The following is a 24321-nucleotide window of genomic DNA, read 5'->3' as shown; positions in this document are numbered from 1 at the left end:
TCAGATCTTTGACAAGGCTTTTGCCAAGTCATTTTTTAGATCTTCCGCATCCTCCACTCCCACGCTCAGGCGGATTAGGGAATCCACCAATCCCACCTTTTCACGCTCTTCCTTCGGAATAGAGGCATGAGTCATGGAAGCGGGGTGGCCGCAGAGCGACTCTACTCCTCCCAGAGACTCGGCCAGCGAAAAGAGATGAAATCCCTCCATCACCTTTTTGGCGTCCTCCAGTCGGTTGCCCACCAGCGTGAAGGAAATCATCCCCCCAAAATCCCTCATCTGCTGTTTGGCGACCAAGTGGTTGGGATGGTCTTCGAACCCAGGCCAATATACCTTCTCCACTTTGGGGTGGTTTTTCAGATAGGCTGCTATAGTCTTCCCATTTTGGCAATGGCGCTCCATTCTCAGGTGAAGCGTTTTGATTCCCCTCAAAACCAAGAAACAATCCTGGGGACCGGGAGTAGCTCCGCAGGCATTTTGGAGGAAAGCCAGTCGGGAAGCCAGTTCGTCGTCTTTGACCACCAAGGCTCCCATCACCACGTCGGAGTGTCCACCCAGGTATTTGGTCACCGAATGCATGACGATGTCCGCACCCAGGTCAAGGGGATTTTGCAGGTAGGGCGAGGCGAAGGTATTATCCACGGCGAGGAGAAGGCCATGTTTTTTGGAGAAAGCCGCCATCGCCTTCAGATCAATGATGTTCATCATCGGGTTGGTCGGGGTCTCCACCCAGACCATTTTGGTCTTTTCGTTGACATATTGGGTCAGGGCATCCGGATCCGCCATGGACACAAAATGGAACTTGATGCCATAGCGCTCGAATACTTTGGTGAAAAGCCGGTAAGTACCACCATACAAATCGCTGGTGGAGATGATCTCATCACCGGGATTGAAGAGCTTAACGATAGCGTCTATCGCGCCCAAACCTGAAGAAAAGCAAAGCCCATGCTTGCCGTTTTCAAGGGCGGCAAGACTGTTCTGCAAAGCGGTACGCGTGGGATTGTGGGTTCGGCTATATTCGTAGCCGAGGTGGTCGCCGGGGGATTTTTGGACGTAGGTGGAAGTCTGGAAGATGGGGGTCATGATCGCACCCGTCGACGGATCGGGACTCACACCGGCGTGAATGGCTTTAGTACCAAATTTCATGTGATTACAATTATTTGTTTAATGGCCACATGTAATCTCGTCTGATGAATAATCATCCCAACGTGTATCGCTCGCGACATGCTCGATTTCATAGATGGCTTTGAGTTTAAATTCTTTGGGTAGGGACTGTCTGATGAATCGGATTGTTTAGGGAAAAATCCGGCTAGGAATGCTAAACTTGCCGGGATTAAGCGACACGACAAGAGATAGCCAGCCAAAGATGACAAAAAAGGCCAGTATTTTCAAGGCATTGGGAGAGTACTTCAGGGGGCATTTTGGGGCGACTTTGGCTTGGATTTGGGTGGCGATCATGCCGGGAATCGGCAGTCTTATCCTGCTTTCAAAATCCCAAATCCTAGATGGCGTTCGGCTTCTCCATCCTTTCGACCATTTTATCTTCGCCGCGGCCATTGCCGGCTTTTTGGGTTTGGCACTACTTCCGACGACGCTGACAGCATTGGCCACGGGCTACTATTTTGGCTGGATAGGCTTCCCGGGCTTGTTCTTCGGATACCTTTGTGCCAATGTCATTGGCTACTTTTTGGGAAAGGCGACAAACGCGGACTTTCTAGCGCTTATCTATTACAGAAAACCCGAACTCCGACAGCAGATCGATAGCCGGATACAGCACCCAGAGAGTCTGATATTCTTTGTGAGAATCAGTCCGGTCATTCCATTTGCCATCTCCAATTTTCTTTTTGCGTCTCTCCGAATCGACCTGAAAAAAGTACTCCTCTACGGAATCCCAGGCATGTTGCCCAGAACACTCATTGCCTTTGCAACAGGCTTAGTGGCGGGATCTATGCTGGACGCGAGAAAAGCAATGGGAGATCCAACGCAATGGGCTGTTTTGGCCATACTGTTCCTTATCAGTTTTTGGGGGCTTTATAGAAACTGGCGGAGCTCAAAATCCTAGCGCAGCAGATACATTTTACCATATCCTTTGGTGAATCCCCGATCTCCCGCTGTCGGTCGGTGCTCCATAAACTGCCCATTTTTTCGGATCAAAACACGATAGACGTATACTCCATTTGCCAGCTGGTCGCCAAACTCATCCCTGCCATCCCAGGCATACTCGGTAATGTTGTTCCCGATTCGGATCGGACCAAGCTCGTTTTGAAGGATTTCACGTACCACTTTTCCGGTCACGGTCATGATCTGAATCTTGATTTCGTCGGGGATTTCCGATCCAGTCAGAGTAAACACGAAGCGAACCGAGGTGCTGAAAGGATTGGGATAGGGATAGAAATTGGTGATCTGGGACTCGTTGACCACTTCAAAAGTGATCTCATAAGGCTGGGGTGAGTCCTCATTGGTGATTCGCAGGGTGTACAGTCCATCTTCCAGGGGACCGGGTACAAAGGAAACGCGGAAATCTTCATCTTCCGAAGCCGGAGTCCAGCTCAGGTCTGGATTGGAGAAATTGATTTTTTCAAACTGGCAAGTTTCACAATTTTTCTTCACGAAAATCTCCATGCCCAACGTGTCCGTCTTGTAGAGCAAGCTCTGGTCATTTTTAAGCAAGGCCGTGACCATCACATTAGGCGAGACGAGATCGCCGTCCATGATATAGATCCCGTCAAAATTGACATCCAGCAGGGAGGTAGAATTATCCCCTTCCACCTCAAAGGCCACACCAAGGTCTATGAGGTTGTTACGATAGGTTTGCTCGGACTGAATTCTTGGATTGGCAAAGACCTCCAGCTCGGTCTCCCCCGACCTGCCTATGCTGTTGAATTCCACGGCAAACTCTATCTGCTCTCCTGCCTTGAGTGCCGGGAGTTTCTTCGAGAAGTTCTCCGTCTTCTTCGTGTTTAGATTGGTCATTTTCCAGTCCACTTGGATGGAATCCAGGAAATTGTAAACCGAGGCATTTTTGAATACAAAATCGATACTTGCGCTTTGCCCTTCCCTTAGCCTGATTCTCTCGCCTGGATTTCTCTCCAACAGCACGCCCTCTGGTACCCCCTCAAAGTTAACCTGCCACCTGTCCAATTGGGCCGGCTGAGTAGAATTGGGATCGTCCATCGAGTACCTGAGACGCAGGTATGGGTAGCTCGCAGGGCTTATAGAAGACAGGTCAATCTCCGAATCCAAAGCCCCAGCGACCAACACTTCTTCTTCGCCGCTTTCCCGGACGCCCAGAATATCAAAACCGGTAAACTCCTCCTCATTGATCCAGTTGCGGGCATTAACATTCTGGAAAAAGCGCTCCCATGATGACGCAGGGCCGATCTTTGGTGTCAGAATTACCCCATTGGTGAAGTAGCCCTCGACTTCGGATTCAAAGCTGAGCGTCTGTTGGGACGGTGGCACCTCAAAATTTGGATTGCCAACGATCTCGATCGCTTCTCCGGCACGCATTCCCTTACGACCATAGAGGATGTAGGGATCGCCTGTTTTGAGGTTTCTGAGCGTAGCTTCGTTTGCCCCAAATTCCTTCAAACTTTGATAGGCACGCTCTGGCCAAGCGTCAAAGGTGACATTGCCTACGGAGAAAATTACCACATAGTCGCCGTCCTTCACACCAGTCACATATTCCTGAAGCGTGTTGTTGCCCGGAGTGGTGATCCAGGCGTTTTGGATGCTTTGGATCATCTGGGGCACGCGACCACAGGCTCTTGAATCTAGGATGTCAAAACCGGGAACCGGAATCGCGAGATAGGGCAAGAGGCTCTTCTGGTCAATCGCTACCAAACCCAAGGTTCCGTTGGGGCAGAGACGGCTATTGGCATTGTTGACATTGTCGATGATCTGCGGGATCTGGTCGTAGTAAAACTGTGTATTGCGGAAGTTCAGCGTATCCACCCCAGCTCCCACCGTAAATACTTCGATCCCGGTCTTTTGGCGGATGTATTGCCAAGAAGCGCGACTGGCATCGAGCTGGAGGTTTTCCAGTCCGCTTTGGTCCAACTGGTCATTTTCCCGCTGAGTCCAGCCATTCCCTGAATTCGGGATATAGGAAAAGCTGGAATTAGTCCAAGCATCTGTTTCCCCCACTTTTGGCTCCTCGTATCTGGACCTCCAATAATAGGTCACCGAGTCGCTTCCCCCCAGCAGGCTCACGGGCCATTCCACCAGTCCTGAGGTCGTAGAGCGGATTTCCTTTCTGAAGGCTGAATTGAAGTTGATCGTCGTATCGAGCTGGACGATCAGCGTGCGGTTCTCGGTCAGTTTTCCTGGCGCTTGGGTGAGCAGACTTATATCCTTTTGGCTGACTATCCCAAAGTCCATGGGAAAAAGATTGATGGTGCCGCTAAGTGGGATGAAGGCCGAATAGACGATGGAATTGTTCGCATAGGTCATTTCATCCACCACTCTCTCGTTGTTGACGGAGATGGTAAACTGGTTGTCCCCAGCAGCATCGACCAGAAAATTGGGCACGGAGAAGAACAGTGTATCTGCTCGGCTGATGGCCGGTACTTTCACGGGCTCAAATTCTACTACCGTTCCATCGGGCAACTTTCTGGAAACCTTGAAGTCCAGCGAATCTGGATTTGTGATTCCCAGATTTCGCAGCACAAAACTCAGCTTTAGGCTATCCGAAATCGCAGAAAGCGGCGCACCGTCAAATGTACCCAGAGTAACCTCTTCCGTCTTTAAGGCATAGTCGGGTTTGTTTGCCGGAAATATCCGCACTCCTGGGTCGCCAAGAAGTATCATCTGCTCCATGTGCGAGTAATTCAGCGGGCTGGTTCCATACAGTTCCACAAAATTTCGCTCCGCATTCACCTTGACCTCGCCGAGTGTGCGATAGATCATGGAGCTATCCCCAAAAGCGTATCGATAAAAAGCATCGGAATAACGTCTGAGATAGACATCCACACCGATCGAGGAGTTTGCCATGATGGAGATGGCTCCTTTTTCAGGCGTGATCACCCAATCTTCCCCCTGCGTGTAGGTCGTGGTGAAAGCGCTTCCATAGTCGCAGCCATTGAAGAGCATGACGGGGTATTTTCCCTTGTTGGCATAGCCAAGCGTCGGGTCGGAAGCAAAGCCAATTTCGATGTCAATCACGGTAGGCGAGCCATGTCCGAAAAACGTCAGCATGCTTCGGCCTTCATTGAGGTCTCCGGAGATATCGATCACCTCGACGACCGAATTGGATCGTTTACGATAGGTTGTCACATTCCCACCCAAAAATGGCCCCTCGGCGATGGCCTTGAAACCATTCAAAAATCCAAAATAGCGTTCCAACTCAAACTCAGAAACGCCCCCGCTGAGATGGACAAGTTCCTTTTGCCAAGGTTCGGTGACCCCGACCTGATCCTTTTCAATGGCCTTGTCCAGATAGTCCGCAACCTGCTGGGAATTTTTGGCCGGTATGCGTCCCACAGCCATCGCAGGAAGCTCGGGGTTTTCTGGATCTATATCCAGCACGTACACATTGTCTGAGAAAGGATACCCCCCGACGGGTATCAAATCCTGAAAAGCAAAAGCCTGAGGCGCCTTGCGGTAGAACACATTTTGGTTGTTGAGCCTCGCTTGGGAATAAATCGCGAGTGATCGCGCCGCCAAAAACAGGTGGGTAGGTTTGTGAACCGGATAGTAGGCTTTCAAAAATTGCTGCAGCGCGACCGGCGACATTTCCCCATAAGCAAACTGGTCGTAAAGCTCCTCCATTCTTACCACGAGCGTGTCAAATCCACCCCCCAAAGCCGAGGCCCGGTGCTCCGCATATTTCCTGAGCGGATTGGGATATTTCGAGCTGGGCTTTTCCAACTCCCGGTGTCCCACGAGAATATAATTTGCCGGCTGGGCAAGGTAGTTCCTAAACTTGACGGCTTGCATCGTTCCTACCAGATTCAGGCTTTGCTCAGGCTGAATCCAGATTTTGCTGGGTTGTTCCGGCACGGATGCTGTAAAACTCAGGGTTGAGCCCGACTTCGACACCGACACCTTTTTGGCGTTATATCTATCAGAAACATCCACGGCCACGTAGTTTTGCTGGACTTGGGCAATCACTGTTCGTTGATTTCCAGCGGGAAAGCTCATGAGCCTGGCGGAAAAATCCCCGTTTTGGATAGGCCTTCTATAGGTGATTTTCGCATAGGCAATAGACAGGTTGTCCACCGATTCCGGGCCCTGAGGGATGACTTTGACCACCAAAGTCCCATTTGCATTGAAATCGCTCATCTGCAAGTCAAGCGTGAGCTGGAGGCTTTCGTAGCCGGTGAAACTGGCCTGAGTCAACGCCCTCTGTGTGCCAGTAGCCGGTCCTGCGCTGATTACAGCAAGGTGCGGATGAACGGACCTGCCCACGAGGCCTATCTCCAGCTTGGCAGATCCAGCGTTTAGCACCGTACCGAGATTGGAAAAGACCAAGTCCCGGGCGGATCCTTTGGTGATTTGGGTTCCCATCCAGCCTTCCCCTTGGTCGTAGGTTGAAAGTCTAAAACCCAGCGCATACTCTGCCCCAAGGGAAAACTGATCGGATAGCACCTGCAACTGCTCCGTCTCGAAACTAATTGCCTGAGGCAAATTTCCGGCAGGCGAAGCACGCTGGCTCATCCGCTTGCCGGGAGTACCCGGAGTGACGGTCAAGAAAAAGGCTGTGGTATCGGTATAGAGGTTATAGTAAGGATTGGGAACGGCTGGCAATTTGGAATACAGCTTCTTGTCCAGCTCCGCGTCGTTTCTTATCCCATAGAAATCGATGAAGTCCTGGGGATCGATCTTGCCGTCGCTCTCGCCCTCCACATGGATTGCCACTTCCTGTCCACGGTGATAGACCCTGATCATCCGGGGATCCACGCTGGACGTGTTGATTCCCGAGGCCTGAAGTGATTCGGCGGAGATTCTATAGATCCCGTCTTGGGCTGTCGGGATCTTATAGTAAGTCAGGGAATAGTCATACCAAACCGGAATTTGTGCCCGAACTGAGGATACCGCAAAGATCAACAGGAGGAAACCAAGCAGGCTCTTTTTTAGGCTCATCTTTCCCATGAATAAAACTTCCTAAAATCATCGGCCAGCTTTTCAAGGCTAACCTTGACGCTGAAAATATGCGAATAGGGACTCTCCGACACATCCCCCAAATCCGAGAGCGCATAGTCGATCTGAAATCTCTCGCTCAAAATCACCCCAAGTCCCACTGCAGGCAAAAAATTCAGCGACTCGTCTCCCTGAAAATCTTTGATGTATTGAAAATTGCTGACTCCTCCACGGATAAAGGCCAAGTTTTTGAATCCCAGCTCTAATCCAAACCTGGGATCAATGCTGAAAGCCGAGGTCGAAATGAGGGTATTCCTTGCGCCATCAAAAGTCGTCTCCAAGTCCAAAGCGGTAAGTAGAGAAAACTTCTCTCCAAACTTCCAATCGTACGCGATGCTGGCTGTAGCTTTGGGAAGGGTGATTTCCACGGTGTTGAGCGGAATTTCATTGTTAGTCTGGGAGTAGATGTCCCGAACCAAGTCTGCGTCATGTGTCCAAGCATTATAGGTTGTCGTGATATCCCGCACCATCAGGCCGAGGGTCATCCGTTTGTGCAAATAAATACCTCCGACATCCAACCCAAATCCCCACGCCTGCGCAAACTTGCCGACATTGCGGTGAATGACTTTGGCATTTGCACCGACTTTGAGCTTTTCAGAGATATCCCTCGCAAAACTCAACAGCAAGGCATAATCCGCCGCGTTGAAAAACTGGATGTTGTTGTAGTTGATTGCACCATTGGCATCGTAGAGAAAGCGCGTATCCGGGATGTCGTCCACACCGAATCGGATCAGCGATGCGGCAATCTGGTTTTGGTTGCCCAGCGGAGTGCTGAATCCCAGATAGTCGTATTGGGCAATGCCGGCAAAGTATTCGGCATGCATCAGTGAAAACTCGTACTCATGCCGGATCGCGGTCAATGCGGCGGGGTTCCAATAAGCTGCAGTTACATCGCGAACGGCTCCGACCTGAGCTCCTCCCATACCCAAGGCTCTGGCTCCTACGCCTATGCTCAAAAACTCATTGGAATACTTGGGAGTCAAATCCTGCGAGAAAGCCTCACCCACCCAGACAGCCTGGAAAATGAAAAGGGAAAGCAGGATCGAAAATCTGTTTTGGCTCATTTCTTCGACAAAATAATCCAAATTCAAAAACCCCTTGCATTCCCTGCGATTTTTAATTGAACTAAGGGAGCGTTGCTGTACATCTTCGGACACTTTTATGTCACATACATGGACATTTCTGCAACGGACCAAAATTCCCGAAGAACCCATCCAAAAAAATCCCCGTTTTTGCCGATTCCAAGAATCGCCTTTTTGGAGCGAATTAGGCCCTTTTACCAGAACTATGGCATACCAATCGCCTCGCTTTGGCAAGGAATTATGCAATACAAGGTAGCTTGGAAAACTTTGGTACTATTTTTCTTTTATGGTGGGCAAGTGAAACGTATCTCATGCTCGGCAAGGGCACTTAATCACCATACCATGAACGTCGCCAACACACAGATTCAAATGCGCAAAGGACTCCTGGAGTTTTGCGTGTTGCACATCATCTCCCGGGGCGAGGTCTACACTTCCGATCTGATCGAAGAGCTCACCCAAGCTCAGATGATCGTGGTAGAAGGAACCCTCTACCCCCTGCTCAATCGGCTCAAATCCGCCGAACTCGTCACTTATCGTTGGGTTGAATCCGAAGCTGGGCCACCTCGGAAATACTACTCGATCACTGAGGAAGGGAAAAGCTTCCTTCTCACCCTGTCAGACACCTGGGCTTCCCTGGTCAATTCCACCAATGAAATCACCTCAAAGAATTGATCCCGAAGCGACCCTAAACTAGACTTACCATGAAAAAGACGATAAGCATCAACATCAGCGGCATTCTCTTCCACATTGAAGAGGACGGCTACGACACCTTGAGAAAGTACCTGGATGCCATCAACAGGCACTTTTCCAGCTACAAGGAAAACCATGAGATCATCTCCGACATCGAAAACCGCATCGCGGAGATATTTCTTAGCAATCTAAAAAACAACAAGCAGGTCATCTCTGCCGAAAACGTGGATAAACTCATCGAAAAGATGGGGACCATCGCGGATTTTTCGGCTGTGGAAGATGACAAAGAAGAAGCCCTAAAGGAGGACAGCGAATCCACCCAGGAGGACTTCTACAAATACGTAGCCCCTCCCGGTGCGGAGTCTGGCGGCTACAAAAAACTCAAGCGTCTAGAAAACAAGAAAATCCTCGGCGGGGTCTGCGCAGGCATTGCGAACTATTTCTCCGTCGACCCGCTCTGGACCCGACTGATCGCCATCCTGCTGCTCTTCAGCGGCAACCTCAACTTCCGTCCGGGATTTTTGGACATCTTTCCGTTTGACAATTTCCGGGTCAACCTGAGCTTTGGCTTTTTCGCCATCGTGGCCTACATCGTCCTGTGGATCATCCTGCCAGTATCCTACGAAATGATGGAAGACACCAAAATCAAGAAGCTTTTCAGGAATCCCGATGACAAAGTATTGGGAGGCGTATCCAGCGGTCTGGGAGCCTATTTTGGCGTAGAGGTAGTCTATGTCCGACTGGCATTTGTGCTGCTGGCCTTCGCGGGCGGATCTGGAATCCTGATTTACCTCATCCTCTGGATTATCACTCCGGTAGCCAGCTCCATCACCGAGCGTATCAAGATGAAGGGCGGAGAAATCACCCTTGACAGCATCGACTCCACGATCAAGGAAAGCATCAATCCCATCCCCCAGGCGCCTGAGTCCCAAACTAGAAGGTTGCTGATGGCTCCTTTTCGCATTTTGGGAAAAGTAATCGACGCTATCGGATCGGCATTGGGTCCCCTTGGAAAGTTCATCGCCACGGTGATTCGGGTCATCTTTGGTCTCATTATCTTCTTTATCGGTCTATCCCTGACGATCACGCCATTGATCGCTTTGGCTGCCTATTTTGGAGTAACAGACGCAGACTATCGCGTGCTTATGGACAATTTCCCAATCGAGCTTTTCACCGATATGGTACCGCTGTGGCTGGTCATCTCCAGCATGGGCTTGGTAATCATACCGGGCATCATTATCCTTTTGTTAGGCCTGAGTGTGCTGGCGCAAAAGAATCTGATTGGCGGTCGCTTTGGACTGGTTGCCTTGGGACTATGGTTGCTGTGTGTGGGAATCTCCATCTTCCAAATCCCGAAAATCATTGCGCAGTTCAAGGAAGATAATTGGTACAAGACCGAATCAAATCTGCCAGTCTCTGCGGGCACATTAGTACTTACGCTCAACAATTTGGAAGATGAGCCTACCTTTAACCATGTCAATCTCAGGATAGAAGGCAAAGCAGACAGTATCGTCACCCTACAGGAAGAGTATTTCTCTAGAGGCAGAACCAAGGCCGAAGCACTTGCCAATGCCCAGAAATTCAAATACTCCTACACCGTGATGGACTCCGTGGTGACATTCAACGAAGGTTTTGACATCAGCAGCGTGGATCAATTCCGTGACCAAAAAGTCAATCTAACGCTTCAGGTACCTTATGACCGCCCCTTCATCATGGAGAGATCTCTCCTGGATATTCTCAGAAACACCATCTACGCCAATGGCTACCGATCTTCAGACGTCAGCTCCGGAGCAGTCTGGGTTTTTAACGAAGGAGGGCTGATCTGCTTGACTTGTCCCGGAGAAAAAGGCGACTCCGAGGGCTGGGATAAGTGGGATGAAGATGAAGCGGAGTTGGACTCCCTGCAAAAAGCCCAACTGGACAGTAGCTCCCGGGCCAAGTTTGCCGACTCCTATTTTATGAAAGACTGAGCGCAGGCCCAATTGTAGATAAAAAGAGACACCTTCACGGGTGTCTCTTTTTTTGTAACTTATTTTTCAAACCCAAACTAACATGAATGTCACGGTAAAATTTCTCGGCGGAGCAGGCGCCGTCACGGGTTCCAAATATCTGATTGACCTCGGAAACTATGAGTTCTTGGTCGACTGCGGACTTTTTCAGGGACCAAAAGAGCTCAGGGAAAGAAACTGGGATGACTTTCCGATGGCTCTGAATCAATTGGAAGCTGTAGTACTCACCCATGCCCATCTGGACCACATCGGCTACTTGCCCAAGCTGGTCAAACAGGGTTTCAAAGGACCGATTTATTGTACTGAGGCCACTGCTGAACTCGCCAAAATCCTGCTCCTTGACTCGGGTAAGCTTCAGGAGGAAGAAGCCGAATTTGCCCGCAAAAAGGGCTACTCCCGCCACGAAATTCCTCAGCCTCTGTATACCATGGATGATGCGGAAGCCGTCTTTCCTTTGTTTGTGCCCCAGCCTTTTGACAAGCCCACTTCTATCCATCCAGGAGTAGATTTGACCTACTTTCATGCTGGCCATATCCTCGGAGCTGCCATCGTAAAGATTGTGATCAAAGGGGACTCACAAACCAAGAGACTGATCTTTTCCGGCGACCTTGGCCGCTTCAACGACCCTTTACTCTTCCCTCCCACCCTTATTCCCAAAGCCGATATCCTTTGGATGGAATCGACCTATGGCGACCGAAATGCCCCAACAAACAAGCCTGAAGAAGAGCTTGCCCGAGCAATACGGGACACTTTCGATCGCGGAGGGCTAGTCGTGATTCCCGCATTTGCTGTGGGCAGAACCCAACTCTTGCTCTATCATCTGTACCAACTGATGGAAAAGGGCAAGATCCCCAAAACGCCGATCTTTTTGGACAGCCCCATGGCGATAGAAACAACCAAGCTCTACTTGGACTTTCACACCGACCATAGGCTTTCAGCCATGCTAGAGGAAGAGCCTGAGCACGCTTTCCGGCATCCCCAACTCCACTATGTCCAAAAGCAGGAGCAATCCGTAGCCCTAAATGAATTTCGGGGAAAAGCAATCATCATCTCCGCTAGTGGAATGGCAACAGGCGGGCGGGTGTTACATCACCTTTTTCATCGCCTCCCGGATGAGAGAAATGGAGTGATCATGGTAGGCTTTCAGGCTGAGGGCACCCGGGGTAGAAGCCTCTTGGACGCCGCGCCTACCTTAAGAATCTATGGGTCTGATATTTCGGTCAAGGCAAAAGTCTATCACATCGAAGGACTTTCTGCTCACGCTGACCAGAGCGAGTTGATGGCTTGGGCGGAGGGCTTTAGCGACAGCCCTAAGCGGGTCTTCATCGTGCATGGAGAGACGGAAAGCGCGGAGGCCCTATCCTTTAAATTGAAAGAAGAATTGGGCTGGAATACGGTGATTCCGCAATACTTGGAATCATTTGTGCTATTCGAAGGAATCTAGAACTAAACGATCCTACTGTATGAATAGGCTATTCTTTGTCCTCGCATTCTTTTTCACTGCCCTTACCTTCCAAAGCTGCAAACCCTACAAGCCTGAAGGCCAGGGCATCACCGGAACGATCACATGGCTGGAAGGTAACCAAATGCCGACGATTACCGACACTGAAAATCCAGATGAAAGACCAGCTGCGAAACCGATCCAGAGAACTTTACGGATCTATCCACTGATCCAGTTTGAAGATCTAAAAGTCGAACAAGGACTCTATACCGCCATTGCCGAAAAGCCCCTTACCGAAGTCCAAACTGACGAAAACGGGAAATATTCAGTTCAACTCAGCCCGGGCCGCTATTCCGTGTTCGTGGTTGAGGAAGACGGCTTGTTTGCCAATATTTTTGACGGGGAAGGGAATGTACAGCCGGTGACGGTGAAGGAAAATGAGTGGACGCTACTGGATATTGAGGTGAACTACCAGGCTGTCTTCTGAAAACACAATCCAAAAAAATGGGCAACCGATGGGGTATTCCAAAAGATGTAGAAACTCAGGTGCGCGAAAGAGACCTGAGTTGCGTTTATTGTGGAACTTCATTTACCAATTCAGCTCAAACCCATAAAACAAGAGCGACTTGGGAACACATTGTCAATGACGTCAAGTTGAATAATTCGGATAATATTGCTCTTTGCTGCCGCTCCTGCAACTCAAGCAAGGGCTCAAAACTTCTCAAACACTGGCTGGAATGCCCATATTGCTTAAGAAAAGGAATTACAAAGGACAGCGTTGCGACGATAGTAGAGATTCATCTATCTCAAAACAACAAAATTTAGTTATACCTTTCGCAACAAATTTAAGCACAGAACAAAAGCAGTTAAAATCTATCAAATGTTTATCGAACTAGAAGTAAAACTGGGCATTATTGTCCATGGCTATACCGCGGAAAACAAAGAGATCGAAGAAGTTTACAAAGAGGATGATTTTGTAAAAAAGATCGTCGCAATCGACCGCATCCAGTCCATCAGTGAAAAATATATCTTAGTGAAATCCTCCCACGAGCGGGTGATGTATTGGGAATACAAGGGTACGATGGAAGAACTGAAGCAAAGAATGCTGGCCGCTGACATCAAGATAGCATAGAGAACAAGGATAAGCTTCTAGACTTGCATTTCTATGAAAAACGAAAAAGCCCCTGAAACCAAAGGTCTCAGGAGCTCCCATTTTTATTTCACCTAATTTTTATTCTTCTGCCTTTTCCTTTTTGGTCACCGCGATGGAAAGCTCTGTACCTTCACCACTGTAATCAGCGGTAATGACGTCGCCTTCGGTAAGGTCACCTTTGAGAATTTCCTCTGCGATGGCGTCCTCCAGATACTTCTGAATGGCGCGGTTGAGCGGACGGGCACCATACTGCTGATCGTAGCCTTTTTCTGCCAAGAAATCCTTTGCCTTGTCGGTCAGTTCGATCTTGTATCCCAAGTCAGTAATTCTTCGGAATAGCTTACCCAAACTGATGTCGATAATCTTGAAGATATGTTCTTTGCTCAGCGAATTGAATACTACCACGTCATCGAGTCTGTTGAGGAATTCGGGGCTAAATGCTTTCTTCAAAGCAGACTGGATGGTAGACTTCATGATGTCATCAATTCCTTCAGCCTTTGCTCTGTTCGCAAAACCGATTCCCGCTCCAAAGTCCTTCAGGTCACGCACGCCAATATTGGACGTCATGATGATGATCGTATTTCGGAAATCCACTCTTCTACCCAAACCATCGGTAAGAATACCGTCATCCAAAACCTGCAAGAGGATATTGAATACATCCGGGTGAGCTTTTTCAATCTCATCCAACAAGACCACAGAGTAAGGCTTTCTTCTGACTTTCTCGGTCAGCTGTCCGCCTTCTTCATAACCCACGTAACCTGGAGGCGCTCCTACGAGTCTGGATACGGAGAACTTCTCCATGTACTCAGACATGTCTATTCGGATCAGAGAATCCTCCTTGTCAAACAGGTAGGTTGCCAGCATCTTCGCCAACTCAGTCTTACCTACCCCAGTTGGACCCAAGAAGATAAAAGAACCGATAGGTTTTTTAGGATCTTTCAAGCCCACTCGCGTTCGCTGGATTGCTTTGGTTAATTTCTTGATGGCTTCCTCCTGACCAATGACTTTGCCGCCTAGCTCTTCATTCATGTTGAGCAATTTGGCACCTTCATTTTGGGCGATACGTTTAGCGGGAATTCCCGTCATCATGGCTATTACCTCGGCCACGTTGTCTTCCTCCACGGTGAAGCGCTTGGACTTGCTTTCATCCTCCCAGCGGTTTTTGGCTGCTTCCAATTGCTCAAGGAGTTTTTTCTCCTTATCGCGAAGCTGGGCTGCCTCTTCGTATTTCTGAGATTTCACCACACGGTTCTTCTCCGCCTTGATATTTTCAACCTCGGCTTCGAGCTTAAGGATATCCTCAGGTACGTGGATATTGTTGATATGGACTCTTGCCCCTGCTTCATCCAGAATATCAATAGCCTTATCGGGAAGGAAACGGTCTGAGATGTATCTGTCAGAGAGTTTCACGCAAGCCTCAATAGCCGCAGGTGTGTAGATCACATTGTGGTGATCTTCGTATTTGTCCTTGATGTTGTTCAGGATTTGGATGGTCTCCTCAGGGGAGGTTGCATCCACCATCACCATCTGGAATCTACGGGCCAAAGCTCCGTCTTTCTCGATGTATTGACGATATTCATCCAACGTGGTGGCACCGATGCATTGGATTTCTCCACGGGCCAAAGCCGGCTTGAACATGTTGGAAGCATCCAAAGAACCGGAAGCACCACCAGCGCCAACAATCGTATGTAGCTCGTCTATGAAGAGGATCACGTTTGGAGATTTCTCCAGCTCGTTCATCACGGCTTTCATACGCTCCTCAAACTGTCCACGGTATTTTGTACCCGCTACCAAAGAAGCCAAGTCCAAGGTCACCACTCGCTTGTTGAACAAGACCCGGGACACTTTTTTCTGAACAATTCTCAGAGCTAGACCTTCAGCAATGGCAGTTTTTCCTACACCGGGTTCACCGATAAGGATGGGGTTATTCTTCTTTCGTCGGGAAAGAATCTGCGCTACGCGCTCAATCTCTTTCTCCCTACCAATAATAGGATCCAACTTATCGTCTTCCGCCATCTTGGTCAGATCTCGGCCGAAATTATCCAAAACCGGAGTTCTGGATTTTTCAGCGCCTGGCTTGGCCTGCCCACCAGACCCGCTCCCCGAGGAGCCAAACAATTTGGAACCGTCGTCATCACCGTCTTCGGCTTCAGCCTTAGCGCGTGGGCTAGGCCCTGCATCAGATTGCATCTCCAGCATCTCCTTTACAGAATCGTAATTGACTTCAAACTTATTCAAAATCTGCGTCGCAATATTGTCTTCGTCTCTCAGGATAGACAGCAGCAGGTGCTCAGTCCCGATGAGTTGACTTTTGAAAATCTTCGCTTCAAGATAAGTGATCTTCAACACCTTCTCCGACTGTCTAGTCAGGGGGATGTTGGCCATATTTTTCACGTTGTGGTTGGCAGTGCCTTTCACAGCCCGCTCGATTGCATTGCGCAGCTCATCCAGAGGCACGCCCATTTTTTTAAGAATGGAAACAGCTACACCTTCTCCCTCACGAATCATCCCAAGCAAGAGGTGCTCTGTCCCGATGTAATCATGTCCCAAGCGAAGCGCTTCTTCGCGGCTGAGAGAGATCACCTCTTTGACTCTATTCGAAAATTTCGCTTCCATTTAATTCCTTTCTGATTATATAATAAACCTGTACGTATGTTACCGAATTTGTTTTAGAAACACAATCCTTTTAAGTATTGTTCATTGTTTTTTTACCGATTCCCGGAGGATTTTTTCCGCCTCGGGTCCTGTACAAAACAACAAATCCAGAATGCCCAAGTTTGGCTCAAAGTCTACGCCAAAGAGTTGAGTGTAGGGCACAGGCTGGTAAAAGACTCTCTCCGAAAAAGGCCTTCCAGGCTCAATTTGGCCTCTTATATCACGAACTCCATCAGGTATTTTTTCCTCGGAAGCAATAGCAATTCTGGCAGACGAGCGGAGCAGTTTCAGACATACTGTCAGAAATCTTTGATTAAGGCTCAATAAACTTTCCTCTCCAGACTCAAAAATCTCCTGAAAATAGGGAAAGAAATACTCAAAGAACGGCGCCTTTCCATAGGCACTTTGAATGCCTCGGAGGTGAATGGCCTGCCACTTTTGGCTGTAGTCGATTTTGACCTCCTCCAGGGGTATGCGGGGCCTTCTGCCAACGATGGGAATGCTGAGCGTCTCGACCTTGTTGGCTAGGCGTATCCGCGTTCTATTTAGGTAGGATTGGCGCTGATAGCGATCCCTAGGGAAGACCAACAGTTCCTCCGCTTCGGCTATGGCGGCAAAAAATTCCAAGTTCGGAAGGTAGTGCAGGTCTATGGCAATTTTGCTCAACGGAAAATACTTATTGAATTGATAATGAATTGTGATGGAAATTCGGAGAACCTGGGCTTTTCAGATCAGATCATCCATATTTCCCAAGCCTTCCCTGACTACGACCACTTCCTCGCCGGTACAGTCTAGCACGGTGGAAGCTACATTGGCCCCATAGCCCCCATCTATTACCAGATCGACGAGGTTTTGGTATTTCTCATAGATCAGTTCGGGATCGGTCGAATATTCGACTACTTCGTCTTCGTCATGGATGGAGGTGGAAAGGATAGGCTGCCCGAGCTCCTCGACTATCGCGCGGGGCACACCGTGGTTTGGTACGCGTATCCCAACTGTCTTCTTATTGCTGTGCAGGATTTTGGGGACTTGCGTACTCGCTTCAAGGATAAAAGTAAACGGCCCGGGAAAGGCCTTTTTCATCATCTTGAACACTGGCTTGTCAATCACCCGAGTGTACTGGGCGATATTGCTCAGGTCGGCACAGATAAATGAGAAATTGTGCTTTTTGGGGTTGATTCCCTTGATCTTGCAGATGCGCTCGATAGCTCGCTGGTTGGTGATGTCACAGCCCATCCCATAGACCGTATCGGTAGGATAGATGATTACGCCGCCGTTTCGCAGCACGTTAACCACCTGCTGCACACGCCGCGGGTCGGGATTTTCTTGGTAAAGCCTGATAAATTCAGCCATGCTCTTCAGCGTTCGTTGATACTACAAGCTTAACCCAATTTTCGTGCAATTCCTGAACAATCGGAATATCCGCCTCCGCCCAATCCACCGACAATAGGGAATTTCTCTCCAACCAAAGGACTTGGCTATGCTCCGACATCCGGATTTCCCCGCTTTTCCACCTGGCGATGAAAGGCAATAGCCTGATGGTCCTACTTGGATACGAAAACAAGGAAGGCATCAATGCTTCACCAACGATGATCTCAATGCCAAGCTCCTCGCGGATTTCACGCCGCAGGCATTCTTTTGGGTCTTCGTGCTCTTCCACTTTTCCACCGGGAAACTCCCACTTGCCGGGCAAGTCCATGCTTTCGGAGCGCTGAGCTGCCAAGACTTTCCCTTCGTGAATGATCAGGGCGCAGGTGACGGGAATGGTTTTCATGGAAGAAATTTCGGCTTAGGCCCAAAGGTAAACCTCATTCCGATTTCCTCTTCCACTCTAAAATTTTCTCGTCGCTGTATCCTTGGGCTACCTCTTCGATCTTGCCAGTCTCATCTATAAGATAAAAAGTGGGAAAACCGTTGACTCCATACTCTTTGCCAACTTCTTTGGCATCCGCGAGTATAGGAAAAGGCACTGTCACGCGAGATTGATATTTTTTCAGCTTTTCCCAGGAATCCTCGGGGTTGACGTACAGCGGTACGATGTCATCCGCAAACTTGTAGTCTTCCTTGGCAAACTGCTCCAGCGCGATTTTGCACCAGCCGCAATTGATGATGGAGAAATCAAGCAATACTTTTTTGCCGCGAAAATCTGAGAGCTTGACCAGATTCCCATTCGCATCCTCCAATTCAAAATCGGGCGCTTGCGTACCGACTTTTAGCAGAGGAGACTCCGTCGAGCCCTCGACTTTGGTTAGATAGCCTTTGGGAAAATCCAGTACGAACGGCTCAGCCTTTTCCTCTAGTACCCAATCTTCGTAGGTACTTTCTATCAGTTGGTTTCTTTGCCCATCATGGTAGAGCCTTCTGGAATAAAACTCGGGCAGCAAATTAGCCGGATTGATCCAGAGATGGTTTTCCAGGTAGACTTTCTTGTCCATAATCACGGTGTCCATCTCGACCCACATATACTGCAACAGCTTTTGTTGCTGGATAGTGGTGTCGCCAATATATTTCCATGGATCGTTCTCGAAAAGAACAAGCGGATTGAATGTTCGAAGCATACTGTACTGTATCCTAGTCGAGTCCAGGACGTCCGCAGTCTTAACCGTGCTGTCTTGGTGATCAATGCCGTATTCAATCCCTTCCACATAACGGGATTCAAAACCATCTCGACTGCCCACGAAATCATACCCGAAAAATGCCTTTGGATTTTTACGGAAGTCGATTGTATATCGAATGGTATCAAACTCTTCCAAACTCGGGCTTTCCCATACCATCTCCTGCCGAAACTGCACTTGTCCAGAACTCTTCAGGTTCTGTCTAGCTGCCGCAAAGATCTCCTCGGGGGACTGTGGGGCGGAGCAACTGAAGAGCAGAAAAACCATTCCTAGGATGTAAAAAACTTTCATGGCAATGTCATTTAATAAGTGACCAATCCTACGAAATTACAATCGAAAAACCAATTCAATCGTTTTTTAGGCTTCAAATCGAATCCCTAACTATCACCTATTTTCGAAGAAGTTCGCTTCCGTATCAGATTTCGGAAAACCATTTCCCCAACCTTTCTTATTTTTGCCTTCTATGCAAAGCGAAAAGCGTAAAAAATTCCTTCTGGTCGCCCTGATCGCCTCCTCCGTGCTGTTGATCTCGCTGACCTTCTATTTCTACCAGATCTTTTTCAGCCCTAATACACTGGTGGAGTCCGATCAGCCTTACATGCTCAAAATCCCAAGCAACGCAGTTTACAAACAGGTTTCGGATCAACTCTATAAAGAAAAGGTCATCAACGACGCGCTGAGCTTTAGTTTTGTATCGAAAGTCCTTGGGTATCAGGAAGCTGTCAAACCGGGACTTTATCTGGTCGAACCCAAGATGAACAACCTCGAATTGGTCAGGATGCTTCGCGCAGGCAGGCAAGTTCCGGTCAAGGTGACTTTCAACAACGTGAGAACCAAAGAGGATCTCGCCGAAAAAATCACCGCCAACTTGGAAGTCACGCAGGAGCAGTTTCTCGACCTGATCCAAGATTCAGTCTATATTCGAAAGTTTGATTTCGAGGAAGAAACCGTCATGAGCATGTTTATCCCCAACACGTACGAGTTTTGGTGGAATACCAGCCCTGAGGCGCTTTTTGACCGAATGTACAAAGAATACCAGGCCTTTTGGACAGAGGAGAAAAAGCAAAAGGCCCAATCGCTCGGACTGACACAAAAAGAAGTCAGTACACTTGCCTCCATAGTCCAGGCTGAGAGCCAAAAATCTGACGAAAGGCCCAAAATAGCTGGGGTCTACTTTAACCGCATGAAAATCGGCATGCCTCTACAGGCTGACCCGACGCTGGTCTATGCCACCGGCGACTTCACCCTGAAAAGAATCCTAAACGTCCACAAGGAAATCGAGAGTCCCTACAATACCTATAAGTACGCCGGGCTGCCTCCTGGCCCGATCAATCTCCCGGACATCAATTCGCTCAATGCTGTCCTTAATACGGAGAAGCATGACTACCTCTATTTTTGCGCCAAGGAGGACTTTTCGGGATACCACGCCTTTGCGACCACCTACAGTGAGCATATGGCCAATGCGAGACGTTATCAGCGCGCACTCAACGCCGCCAACATCTTCTGACATGTTTCAGGCTGAAACCCAGATTCGCGTTCGCTATGCCGAAACAGACCAAATGGGATACGTGTACTACGGCAATTACGCGATGTATTTTGAGGTGGCTCGGGTAGAAGCGATGCGTTCTGCCGGCTTTTCCTACCGGGAAATGGAAGAAAACGGCGTGATGATGCCAGTACTGGAAAGCCATTTCCGATACCTCAAGCCTGGGAAATACGATGAGCTTTTGACCATCAAAACCACCATTCCCGAGCTTCCCGGTGTCAGGATCCGTTTCGAATACGAAGTGTCAAACGAGGCGGGAGACCTGATCACCGAGGGCTGGACCACGCTCGCCTTTCTCAAAAAAGAAAGCCACCTGCCTACCCGCCCTCCCAAGAATTTGTTAGATTTATTGAAACCCTTTTTCGGGTAAACCAATGACACAGTGATCCAAAAGCAAATTTTCAAATGGAGGCTACGCTTGCAATTGAAGGCAAGGCATTTGAAAAAAATCTATTTCGGTCACCCCGACAAAAATCTCTACGATGTCATCCGGATCTTTATCCAACAGCTCAAGAAGGACGACATCAGCGAAAGGGCGGGCTCCATGGCGTTTAGCTACACGATTGCGCTCTTCCCGCTCCTCCTCTTTCTTCTGAATCTCATCCCCTACCTCCAGGATTTCTTTCCCGTGGTCACCACGGACAACATCCTGGATTTTGTACAAAACATCATCCCGGCGGATCTCTACCAAAATATCGAAACCACCCTCATGGACATCGTGTCCAAGCCAAGGCAAAGCTTGCTGTCTTTCGGTTTCTTCTTTGCGCTCTTTGCGTCTACGCAGGGGGTGATGTCGATGATGACTTCGTTTAACTCGGTGTACAAGACGAAAGAAAATCGTGGATTTCTCATGTCAAGGGCTGTCGCACTGTTTATCGTTTTTGCGCTGGTACTTACCATCATCGCCGCCAGCTCGGTCATGATCATCGGCAGCATCCTGATCAACGCGCTGGACGAGATGCACCTCTTTAACAGCAACTTCATGATCTTTTTGTTTAACACCTTGAAGTTTTTGATTCTCCTTTTTGTCTTCTATATCACCTCCGCTTTCATCTTTCGCTTCGCTCCTGCCGTCCACGACAAGTGGCATTTTTTCTCCACCGGAGCGCACTTGGCCGGATTACTGATCACGCTAGCTTTTTACGGATTCATTTACTATCTGGAGAATTTCGCCAGCTACAATAAACTGTACGGCTCGATCGGCACCGTATTGGCATTGATGCTCTGGCTTTGGATCACCTCACTGATCATTCTGGTATGCTTTGAAGTGAACGTGAGCTTGGATCTGGCAGAGGAAAAACAAAAAGAGCGCGAAAGAAGAAGAAAAATGCTGGGCAATCCGGCAAAGGTCTGACGGAATCTATTGGGAAGAGAAAGAGATGGATTTTTCTCTATTTTAGCCAGAGCTATCACTAAATCTCAGACTATGTACAGCTCCCTACCTCGACTCCTCCTTCTTCTGGGCCTTTTTGGCTTTTTTGCATGTAGCGAACCCGAATCCACCATCATCCCTGATTCCGAGATAAACGGGTGGTTTGACGCCAAATACGAAGAGTTTCTCCAAATGAGCCCCCTTCAGATGACCACCCAAGGCAGAAAAGACCGCTATGGCGAGATCGATGACATGAGTGAAGCCGCGGAGGATCAGAGACTCGCCTGGATGGAGTCCAGTGTCGCTGAGCTGAAGGAAAAATTTGCCTATGACAAACTCAGTCCGGAGGCTAAAGTATCCTATGAGCTGTGGGAATACCAGTACGAGATGGAAAAGGGAGACGTCGAGTTTCGCCGAATGAACTACGTCTTTAACCAGATGGGAGGCATACATACCCAGCTCCCCAACATGCTCATCAACTACCACAAAGTCGACAGCGCTGCAGACATGAACGCCCTGATATCCAGATATACGGAGGTAGGAAGAGCGATCGACCAATTGCTCGAGCGAGCCAAGCTACAAACCGAAGGAGGAGTCCGTCCGCCAAAATTTGCCTATGAATATGTCATTCAGCAGTCCAATGCGCTGATTTCAGGAAGGCCATTTTCCGATGGACCAGCCGATGCACCTCTTTGGACCGACGCACAGGCCAAGATTGATAAACTGGAAAAAGAAGGGAAGATCACCAATGCCGAAGCAGAGGAATTCAGAACAAAGGCGAAGGAGGCCCTAGTCAATAGCTTTAAACCCTCCTACCAGGAACTCATCGCCTGGCTGGAAGCAGAGTTACCTAACTTGGAAGAAAAGCCAACCGGAGTTAGCCGCCATGAACGGGGAGCTGCACTCTATGCTCATCGATTAAAAGCCTCAACCACCACCGGTTTGAGCGCAGAGGAAATCCATGAGATTGGCCTCAATGAAGTTGCCAGAATCCAACAAGAGATGCTCGGGATCAAGGACAAGGTTGGATTCGAGGGAGATCTGAAGGCTTTTTTCAAATTTGTCAATTCAGATCCCCAGTTCTTCTTTCCGAATACCGACGATGGAAGACAGGCTTATTTAGATGAGTCAACGGCCTTTCTGGATACAATCAAGAAGAAGCTTCCGGACTACTTTGGCATTTTGCCCAAGGCTGATCTGGTGGTGAAGCGAGTTGAGGCTTTTCGCGAGCAACCCGGCGCACCGCAGCACTATAGCCAAGGCACCCCTGACGGATCTCGCCCAGGCACTTATTATGTACATCTGTCCGATATGAGCGCCATGCCCAAATCCACCATGGAGGGGGTAGCCTATCATGAAGGAAATCCAGGTCACCACATGCAGATATCGATTGCCCAGGAATTGGAGACGGTACCAAAGTTTAGGACACAAATCGGATTCAACGCCTATATAGAAGGTTGGGCGCTCTATTCTGAGATTTTGGCCAAAGAAATGGGTGGATACAAAAATCCCTACTACGATTTCGGTCGGCTTGTAAATGAAATTTGGCGCGCCATCCGACTGGTGGTGGATACCGGACTCCACTCAAAGGGCTGGACCGAAGCTGACGCGATTAAATATTTCTCAGAAAACTCTTCCATTGCCCCGGGAGCAATCCAGGCTGAGGTCCGTCGCTATATGGTGATACCTGGTCAAGCTACTGGCTACAAAATAGGAATGCTGAAGATCCAAGAACTCCGCAAGCTGGCGGAGACTGAACTTGGCGATCAGTTTGATCTGAAAAGCTTCCACGATACTGTATTGGGGAGCGGGGCGCTGCCTTTGGACATTCTTGAAAAGGAAGTGAAGCGGTGGATCGCTGAGGTGAAAGAAAGTGGTCAATAGTGGGCTTAGTGAAAGACCGCCGGACAGAAGAAAATTAAGCGATAATAAATCAGAGAGTTAAAAGAAAAAGCGGACAAGGGTTTTGCAAAAATTCAGAATCCGCTTACTTTTGCACACTCGAAAGAGAGATCACAACACAGAGGAGTGGCAGAGTGGTCGATCGCGGCGGTCTTGAAAACCGTTGTACCGTGAGGTACCGGGGGTTCGAATCCCTCCTCCTCTGCTTTTAGATAATCAAATGTTTCGAAAAGCCCCAAATTTTAGCGATTTGGGGCTTTTTTGTTTTCAAAAACTCTCATTTCCTCATAAAATCAAAAGCCCCCTTGCGAAGCTCAATACCATATTCCAAGTAGGCCTTCATACACGCCAAAAAATTAGCCCAGCCCTCGGTATTGCTGGTCAGCCATTGGAGGTTTTGCTCGCTGAGCCCCTTGTCGCCCTCGGTGACCTTGACCACCGTGCTCCCATCCGCTTGAGGCTCCAGCGCGATCCTCACTTCCGTCTCTTTGTCCCAGGCGAATTCCACCAATCGATCCGTTTCCGTTTGAATGTTCCAGACAGGGTACTCATCCGGAAATTCGGGAAACTTCCAAAACAGTTCCCTTCCAGCTTCCATTCTGCCCGTGCTTTCGGAGATAAAATAGTGGGTCATTTTCTTGTGGTCGACGATTCCCTCGAAAACTTCCGAAGCAGGTTTTTGAATCTGGATGGTAGCTTTGGCGATCAGTCTCATT

At 48.9% G+C, this 24321-nt stretch carries 20 protein-coding genes and 1 tRNA gene; 12 read left to right on the top strand and 9 right to left on the bottom strand.

Going from position 1 to position 24321, the window contains the following annotated elements; genetic code table 11:
• Nucleotides 1-1146, bottom strand: a complete 1146-nt coding sequence (locus J0A67_RS01225) for a cystathionine gamma-synthase (RefSeq protein ID WP_206567450.1) — start codon at nt 1144-1146, stop codon at nt 1-3.
• Nucleotides 1147-1366: 220 nt separating this feature from the next.
• On the opposite strand from J0A67_RS01225, the gene J0A67_RS01220 reads away from it, so the two are divergent.
• Nucleotides 1367-2062, top strand: a complete 696-nt coding sequence (locus tag J0A67_RS01220) for a TVP38/TMEM64 family protein (RefSeq protein WP_206567449.1) — start codon at nt 1367-1369, stop codon at nt 2060-2062.
• Here the strand turns inward: J0A67_RS01220 and porU2 are convergent.
• Complete coding sequence (gene porU2, locus J0A67_RS01215; RefSeq protein WP_241265031.1) at nt 2059-7083, bottom strand: putative type IX secretion system sortase PorU2; 5025 nt, start codon at nt 7081-7083, stop codon at nt 2059-2061. The two genes, J0A67_RS01220 and porU2, sit on opposite strands and share 4 nt — an antisense overlap.
• Nucleotides 7080-8204, bottom strand: a complete 1125-nt coding sequence (locus J0A67_RS01210; RefSeq protein ID WP_206567447.1) for a putative type IX sorting system protein PorV2 — start codon at nt 8202-8204, stop codon at nt 7080-7082. Before J0A67_RS01210 ends, porU2 begins: the two co-directional genes overlap by 4 nt.
• A gap of 360 nt (nt 8205-8564) precedes the next feature.
• On the opposite strand from J0A67_RS01210, the gene J0A67_RS01205 reads away from it, so the two are divergent.
• The 6 genes from J0A67_RS01205 to J0A67_RS01180 all read left to right on the top strand — a co-directional run bounded on the left by J0A67_RS01205 (nt 8565) and on the right by J0A67_RS01180 (nt 13494).
• Entirely contained in the window at nt 8565-8894 is a 330-nt protein-coding gene (locus J0A67_RS01205) for a PadR family transcriptional regulator (protein ID WP_206568600.1), read from the top strand.
• A 29-nt stretch (nt 8895-8923) separates the two neighbouring features.
• Entirely contained in the window at nt 8924-10882 is a 1959-nt protein-coding gene (locus J0A67_RS01200) for a PspC domain-containing protein (RefSeq protein ID WP_206567446.1), read from the top strand.
• Nucleotides 10883-10964: 82 nt separating this feature from the next.
• Complete coding sequence (locus tag J0A67_RS01195; protein ID WP_206567445.1) at nt 10965-12365, top strand: MBL fold metallo-hydrolase RNA specificity domain-containing protein; 1401 nt, start codon at nt 10965-10967, stop codon at nt 12363-12365.
• Between the two features lie 19 nt (nt 12366-12384).
• Nucleotides 12385-12849, top strand: a complete 465-nt coding sequence (locus J0A67_RS01190) for a carboxypeptidase regulatory-like domain-containing protein (protein ID WP_206567444.1) — start codon at nt 12385-12387, stop codon at nt 12847-12849.
• A 17-nt stretch (nt 12850-12866) separates the two neighbouring features.
• Complete coding sequence (locus tag J0A67_RS23260; protein WP_206567443.1) at nt 12867-13187, top strand: HNH endonuclease; 321 nt, start codon at nt 12867-12869, stop codon at nt 13185-13187.
• A gap of 55 nt (nt 13188-13242) precedes the next feature.
• Complete coding sequence (locus J0A67_RS01180; RefSeq protein ID WP_206567442.1) at nt 13243-13494, top strand: hypothetical protein; 252 nt, start codon at nt 13243-13245, stop codon at nt 13492-13494.
• Between the two features lie 99 nt (nt 13495-13593).
• Here the strand turns inward: J0A67_RS01180 and J0A67_RS01175 are convergent, their stop codons facing one another.
• The 5 genes from J0A67_RS01175 to J0A67_RS23255 all read right to left on the bottom strand — a co-directional run bounded on the left by J0A67_RS01175 (nt 13594) and on the right by J0A67_RS23255 (nt 19076).
• On the bottom strand, nt 13594-16131 hold the full coding sequence (locus J0A67_RS01175; protein WP_206567441.1) for an ATP-dependent Clp protease ATP-binding subunit: 2538 nt from the start codon (nt 16129-16131) through the stop codon (nt 13594-13596).
• 81 nt (nt 16132-16212) lie between these two features.
• Nucleotides 16213-16836 carry a WbqC family protein gene (locus J0A67_RS01170; RefSeq protein ID WP_206567440.1) on the bottom strand — a complete coding sequence of 208 codons (624 nt, stop codon included), beginning with the start codon at nt 16834-16836 and terminating at the stop codon, nt 16213-16215.
• Between the two features lie 60 nt (nt 16837-16896).
• Nucleotides 16897-17523, bottom strand: coding sequence for an L-threonylcarbamoyladenylate synthase (locus J0A67_RS01165; protein ID WP_206567439.1), 627 nt, complete (start codon nt 17521-17523; stop codon nt 16897-16899).
• Entirely contained in the window at nt 17516-17944 is a 429-nt protein-coding gene (locus J0A67_RS01160; RefSeq protein ID WP_206567438.1) for a (deoxy)nucleoside triphosphate pyrophosphohydrolase, read from the bottom strand. The genes J0A67_RS01165 and J0A67_RS01160 overlap by 8 nt, the downstream gene beginning before the upstream one ends.
• A 34-nt stretch (nt 17945-17978) precedes the next feature.
• Nucleotides 17979-19076 (bottom strand): peroxiredoxin family protein, encoded by a 1098-nt coding sequence (locus J0A67_RS23255; protein ID WP_206567437.1) that lies wholly within the window; start codon nt 19074-19076, stop codon nt 17979-17981.
• Nucleotides 19077-19248: 172 nt separating this feature from the next.
• Here J0A67_RS23255 and mltG point away from each other — a divergent pair, with 172 nt between their 5' ends.
• From mltG to J0A67_RS01130, 5 genes are all read left to right on the top strand, one after another.
• The gene (mltG, locus tag J0A67_RS01150; protein ID WP_206567436.1) at nt 19249-20292 is read left to right on the top strand and encodes an endolytic transglycosylase MltG; all 1044 of its coding nucleotides are present in this window, start codon (nt 19249-19251) and stop codon (nt 20290-20292) included.
• A gap of 1 nt (nt 20293) precedes the next feature.
• Entirely contained in the window at nt 20294-20701 is a 408-nt protein-coding gene (locus J0A67_RS01145) for an acyl-CoA thioesterase (RefSeq protein ID WP_206567435.1), read from the top strand.
• Between the two features lie 12 nt (nt 20702-20713).
• Nucleotides 20714-21685 carry a YihY/virulence factor BrkB family protein gene (locus tag J0A67_RS01140; protein ID WP_206567434.1) on the top strand — a complete coding sequence of 324 codons (972 nt, stop codon included), beginning with the start codon at nt 20714-20716 and terminating at the stop codon, nt 21683-21685.
• A gap of 72 nt (nt 21686-21757) precedes the next feature.
• The gene (locus J0A67_RS01135; protein WP_206567433.1) at nt 21758-23587 is read left to right on the top strand and encodes a DUF885 domain-containing protein; all 1830 of its coding nucleotides are present in this window, start codon (nt 21758-21760) and stop codon (nt 23585-23587) included.
• Nucleotides 23588-23725: 138 nt separating this feature from the next.
• A tRNA-Ser gene (locus J0A67_RS01130) sits at nt 23726-23810 on the top strand.
• 72 nt (nt 23811-23882) lie between these two features.
• On the opposite strand, the gene J0A67_RS01125 is transcribed toward J0A67_RS01130, so the two are convergent.
• Nucleotides 23883-24320, bottom strand: a complete 438-nt coding sequence (locus J0A67_RS01125; protein ID WP_206567432.1) for an SRPBCC domain-containing protein — start codon at nt 24318-24320, stop codon at nt 23883-23885.
• Nucleotide 24321 lies beyond the last annotated feature (1 nt).

The sequence above is a fragment of the Algoriphagus aestuariicola genome (genome assembly GCF_017254835.1).
Lineage (GTDB): Bacteria > Bacteroidota > Bacteroidia > Cytophagales > Cyclobacteriaceae > Algoriphagus > Algoriphagus aestuariicola.
This window is presented reverse-complemented; position numbering and strand designations above follow the sequence as displayed.

What these genes read in the sequence shown, in the direction of transcription:
- J0A67_RS01180 (WP_206567442.1), top strand. Translation starts at nt 13,243, where the DNA reads ATGTTTATCGAACTAGAAGTAAAACTGGGCATTATTGTCCATGGCTAT.
- J0A67_RS01225 (WP_206567450.1), bottom strand. Translation starts at nt 1,146, where the DNA reads ATGAAATTTGGTACTAAAGCCATTCACGCCGGTGTGAGTCCCGATCCG.
- J0A67_RS01220 (WP_206567449.1), top strand. Translation starts at nt 1,367, where the DNA reads ATGACAAAAAAGGCCAGTATTTTCAAGGCATTGGGAGAGTACTTCAGG.
- J0A67_RS01160 (WP_206567438.1), bottom strand. Translation starts at nt 17,944, where the DNA reads ATGAAAACCATTCCCGTCACCTGCGCCCTGATCATTCACGAAGGGAAA.
- J0A67_RS01175 (WP_206567441.1), bottom strand. Translation starts at nt 16,131, where the DNA reads ATGGAAGCGAAATTTTCGAATAGAGTCAAAGAGGTGATCTCTCTCAGC.
- J0A67_RS01205 (WP_206568600.1), top strand. Translation starts at nt 8,565, where the DNA reads ATGAACGTCGCCAACACACAGATTCAAATGCGCAAAGGACTCCTGGAG.
- porU2 (WP_241265031.1), bottom strand. Translation starts at nt 7,083, where the DNA reads ATGAGCCTAAAAAAGAGCCTGCTTGGTTTCCTCCTGTTGATCTTTGCG.
- J0A67_RS01145 (WP_206567435.1), top strand. Translation starts at nt 20,294, where the DNA reads ATGTTTCAGGCTGAAACCCAGATTCGCGTTCGCTATGCCGAAACAGAC.
- mltG (WP_206567436.1), top strand. Translation starts at nt 19,249, where the DNA reads ATGCAAAGCGAAAAGCGTAAAAAATTCCTTCTGGTCGCCCTGATCGCC.
- J0A67_RS01210 (WP_206567447.1), bottom strand. Translation starts at nt 8,204, where the DNA reads ATGAGCCAAAACAGATTTTCGATCCTGCTTTCCCTTTTCATTTTCCAG.
- J0A67_RS01125 (WP_206567432.1), bottom strand. Translation starts at nt 24,320, where the DNA reads ATGAGACTGATCGCCAAAGCTACCATCCAGATTCAAAAACCTGCTTCG.
- J0A67_RS01195 (WP_206567445.1), top strand. Translation starts at nt 10,965, where the DNA reads ATGAATGTCACGGTAAAATTTCTCGGCGGAGCAGGCGCCGTCACGGGT.
- J0A67_RS23260 (WP_206567443.1), top strand. Translation starts at nt 12,867, where the DNA reads ATGGGCAACCGATGGGGTATTCCAAAAGATGTAGAAACTCAGGTGCGC.
- J0A67_RS23255 (WP_206567437.1), bottom strand. Translation starts at nt 19,076, where the DNA reads ATGAAAGTTTTTTACATCCTAGGAATGGTTTTTCTGCTCTTCAGTTGC.
- J0A67_RS01200 (WP_206567446.1), top strand. Translation starts at nt 8,924, where the DNA reads ATGAAAAAGACGATAAGCATCAACATCAGCGGCATTCTCTTCCACATT.
- J0A67_RS01190 (WP_206567444.1), top strand. Translation starts at nt 12,385, where the DNA reads ATGAATAGGCTATTCTTTGTCCTCGCATTCTTTTTCACTGCCCTTACC.
- J0A67_RS01165 (WP_206567439.1), bottom strand. Translation starts at nt 17,523, where the DNA reads ATGGCTGAATTTATCAGGCTTTACCAAGAAAATCCCGACCCGCGGCGT.
- J0A67_RS01135 (WP_206567433.1), top strand. Translation starts at nt 21,758, where the DNA reads ATGTACAGCTCCCTACCTCGACTCCTCCTTCTTCTGGGCCTTTTTGGC.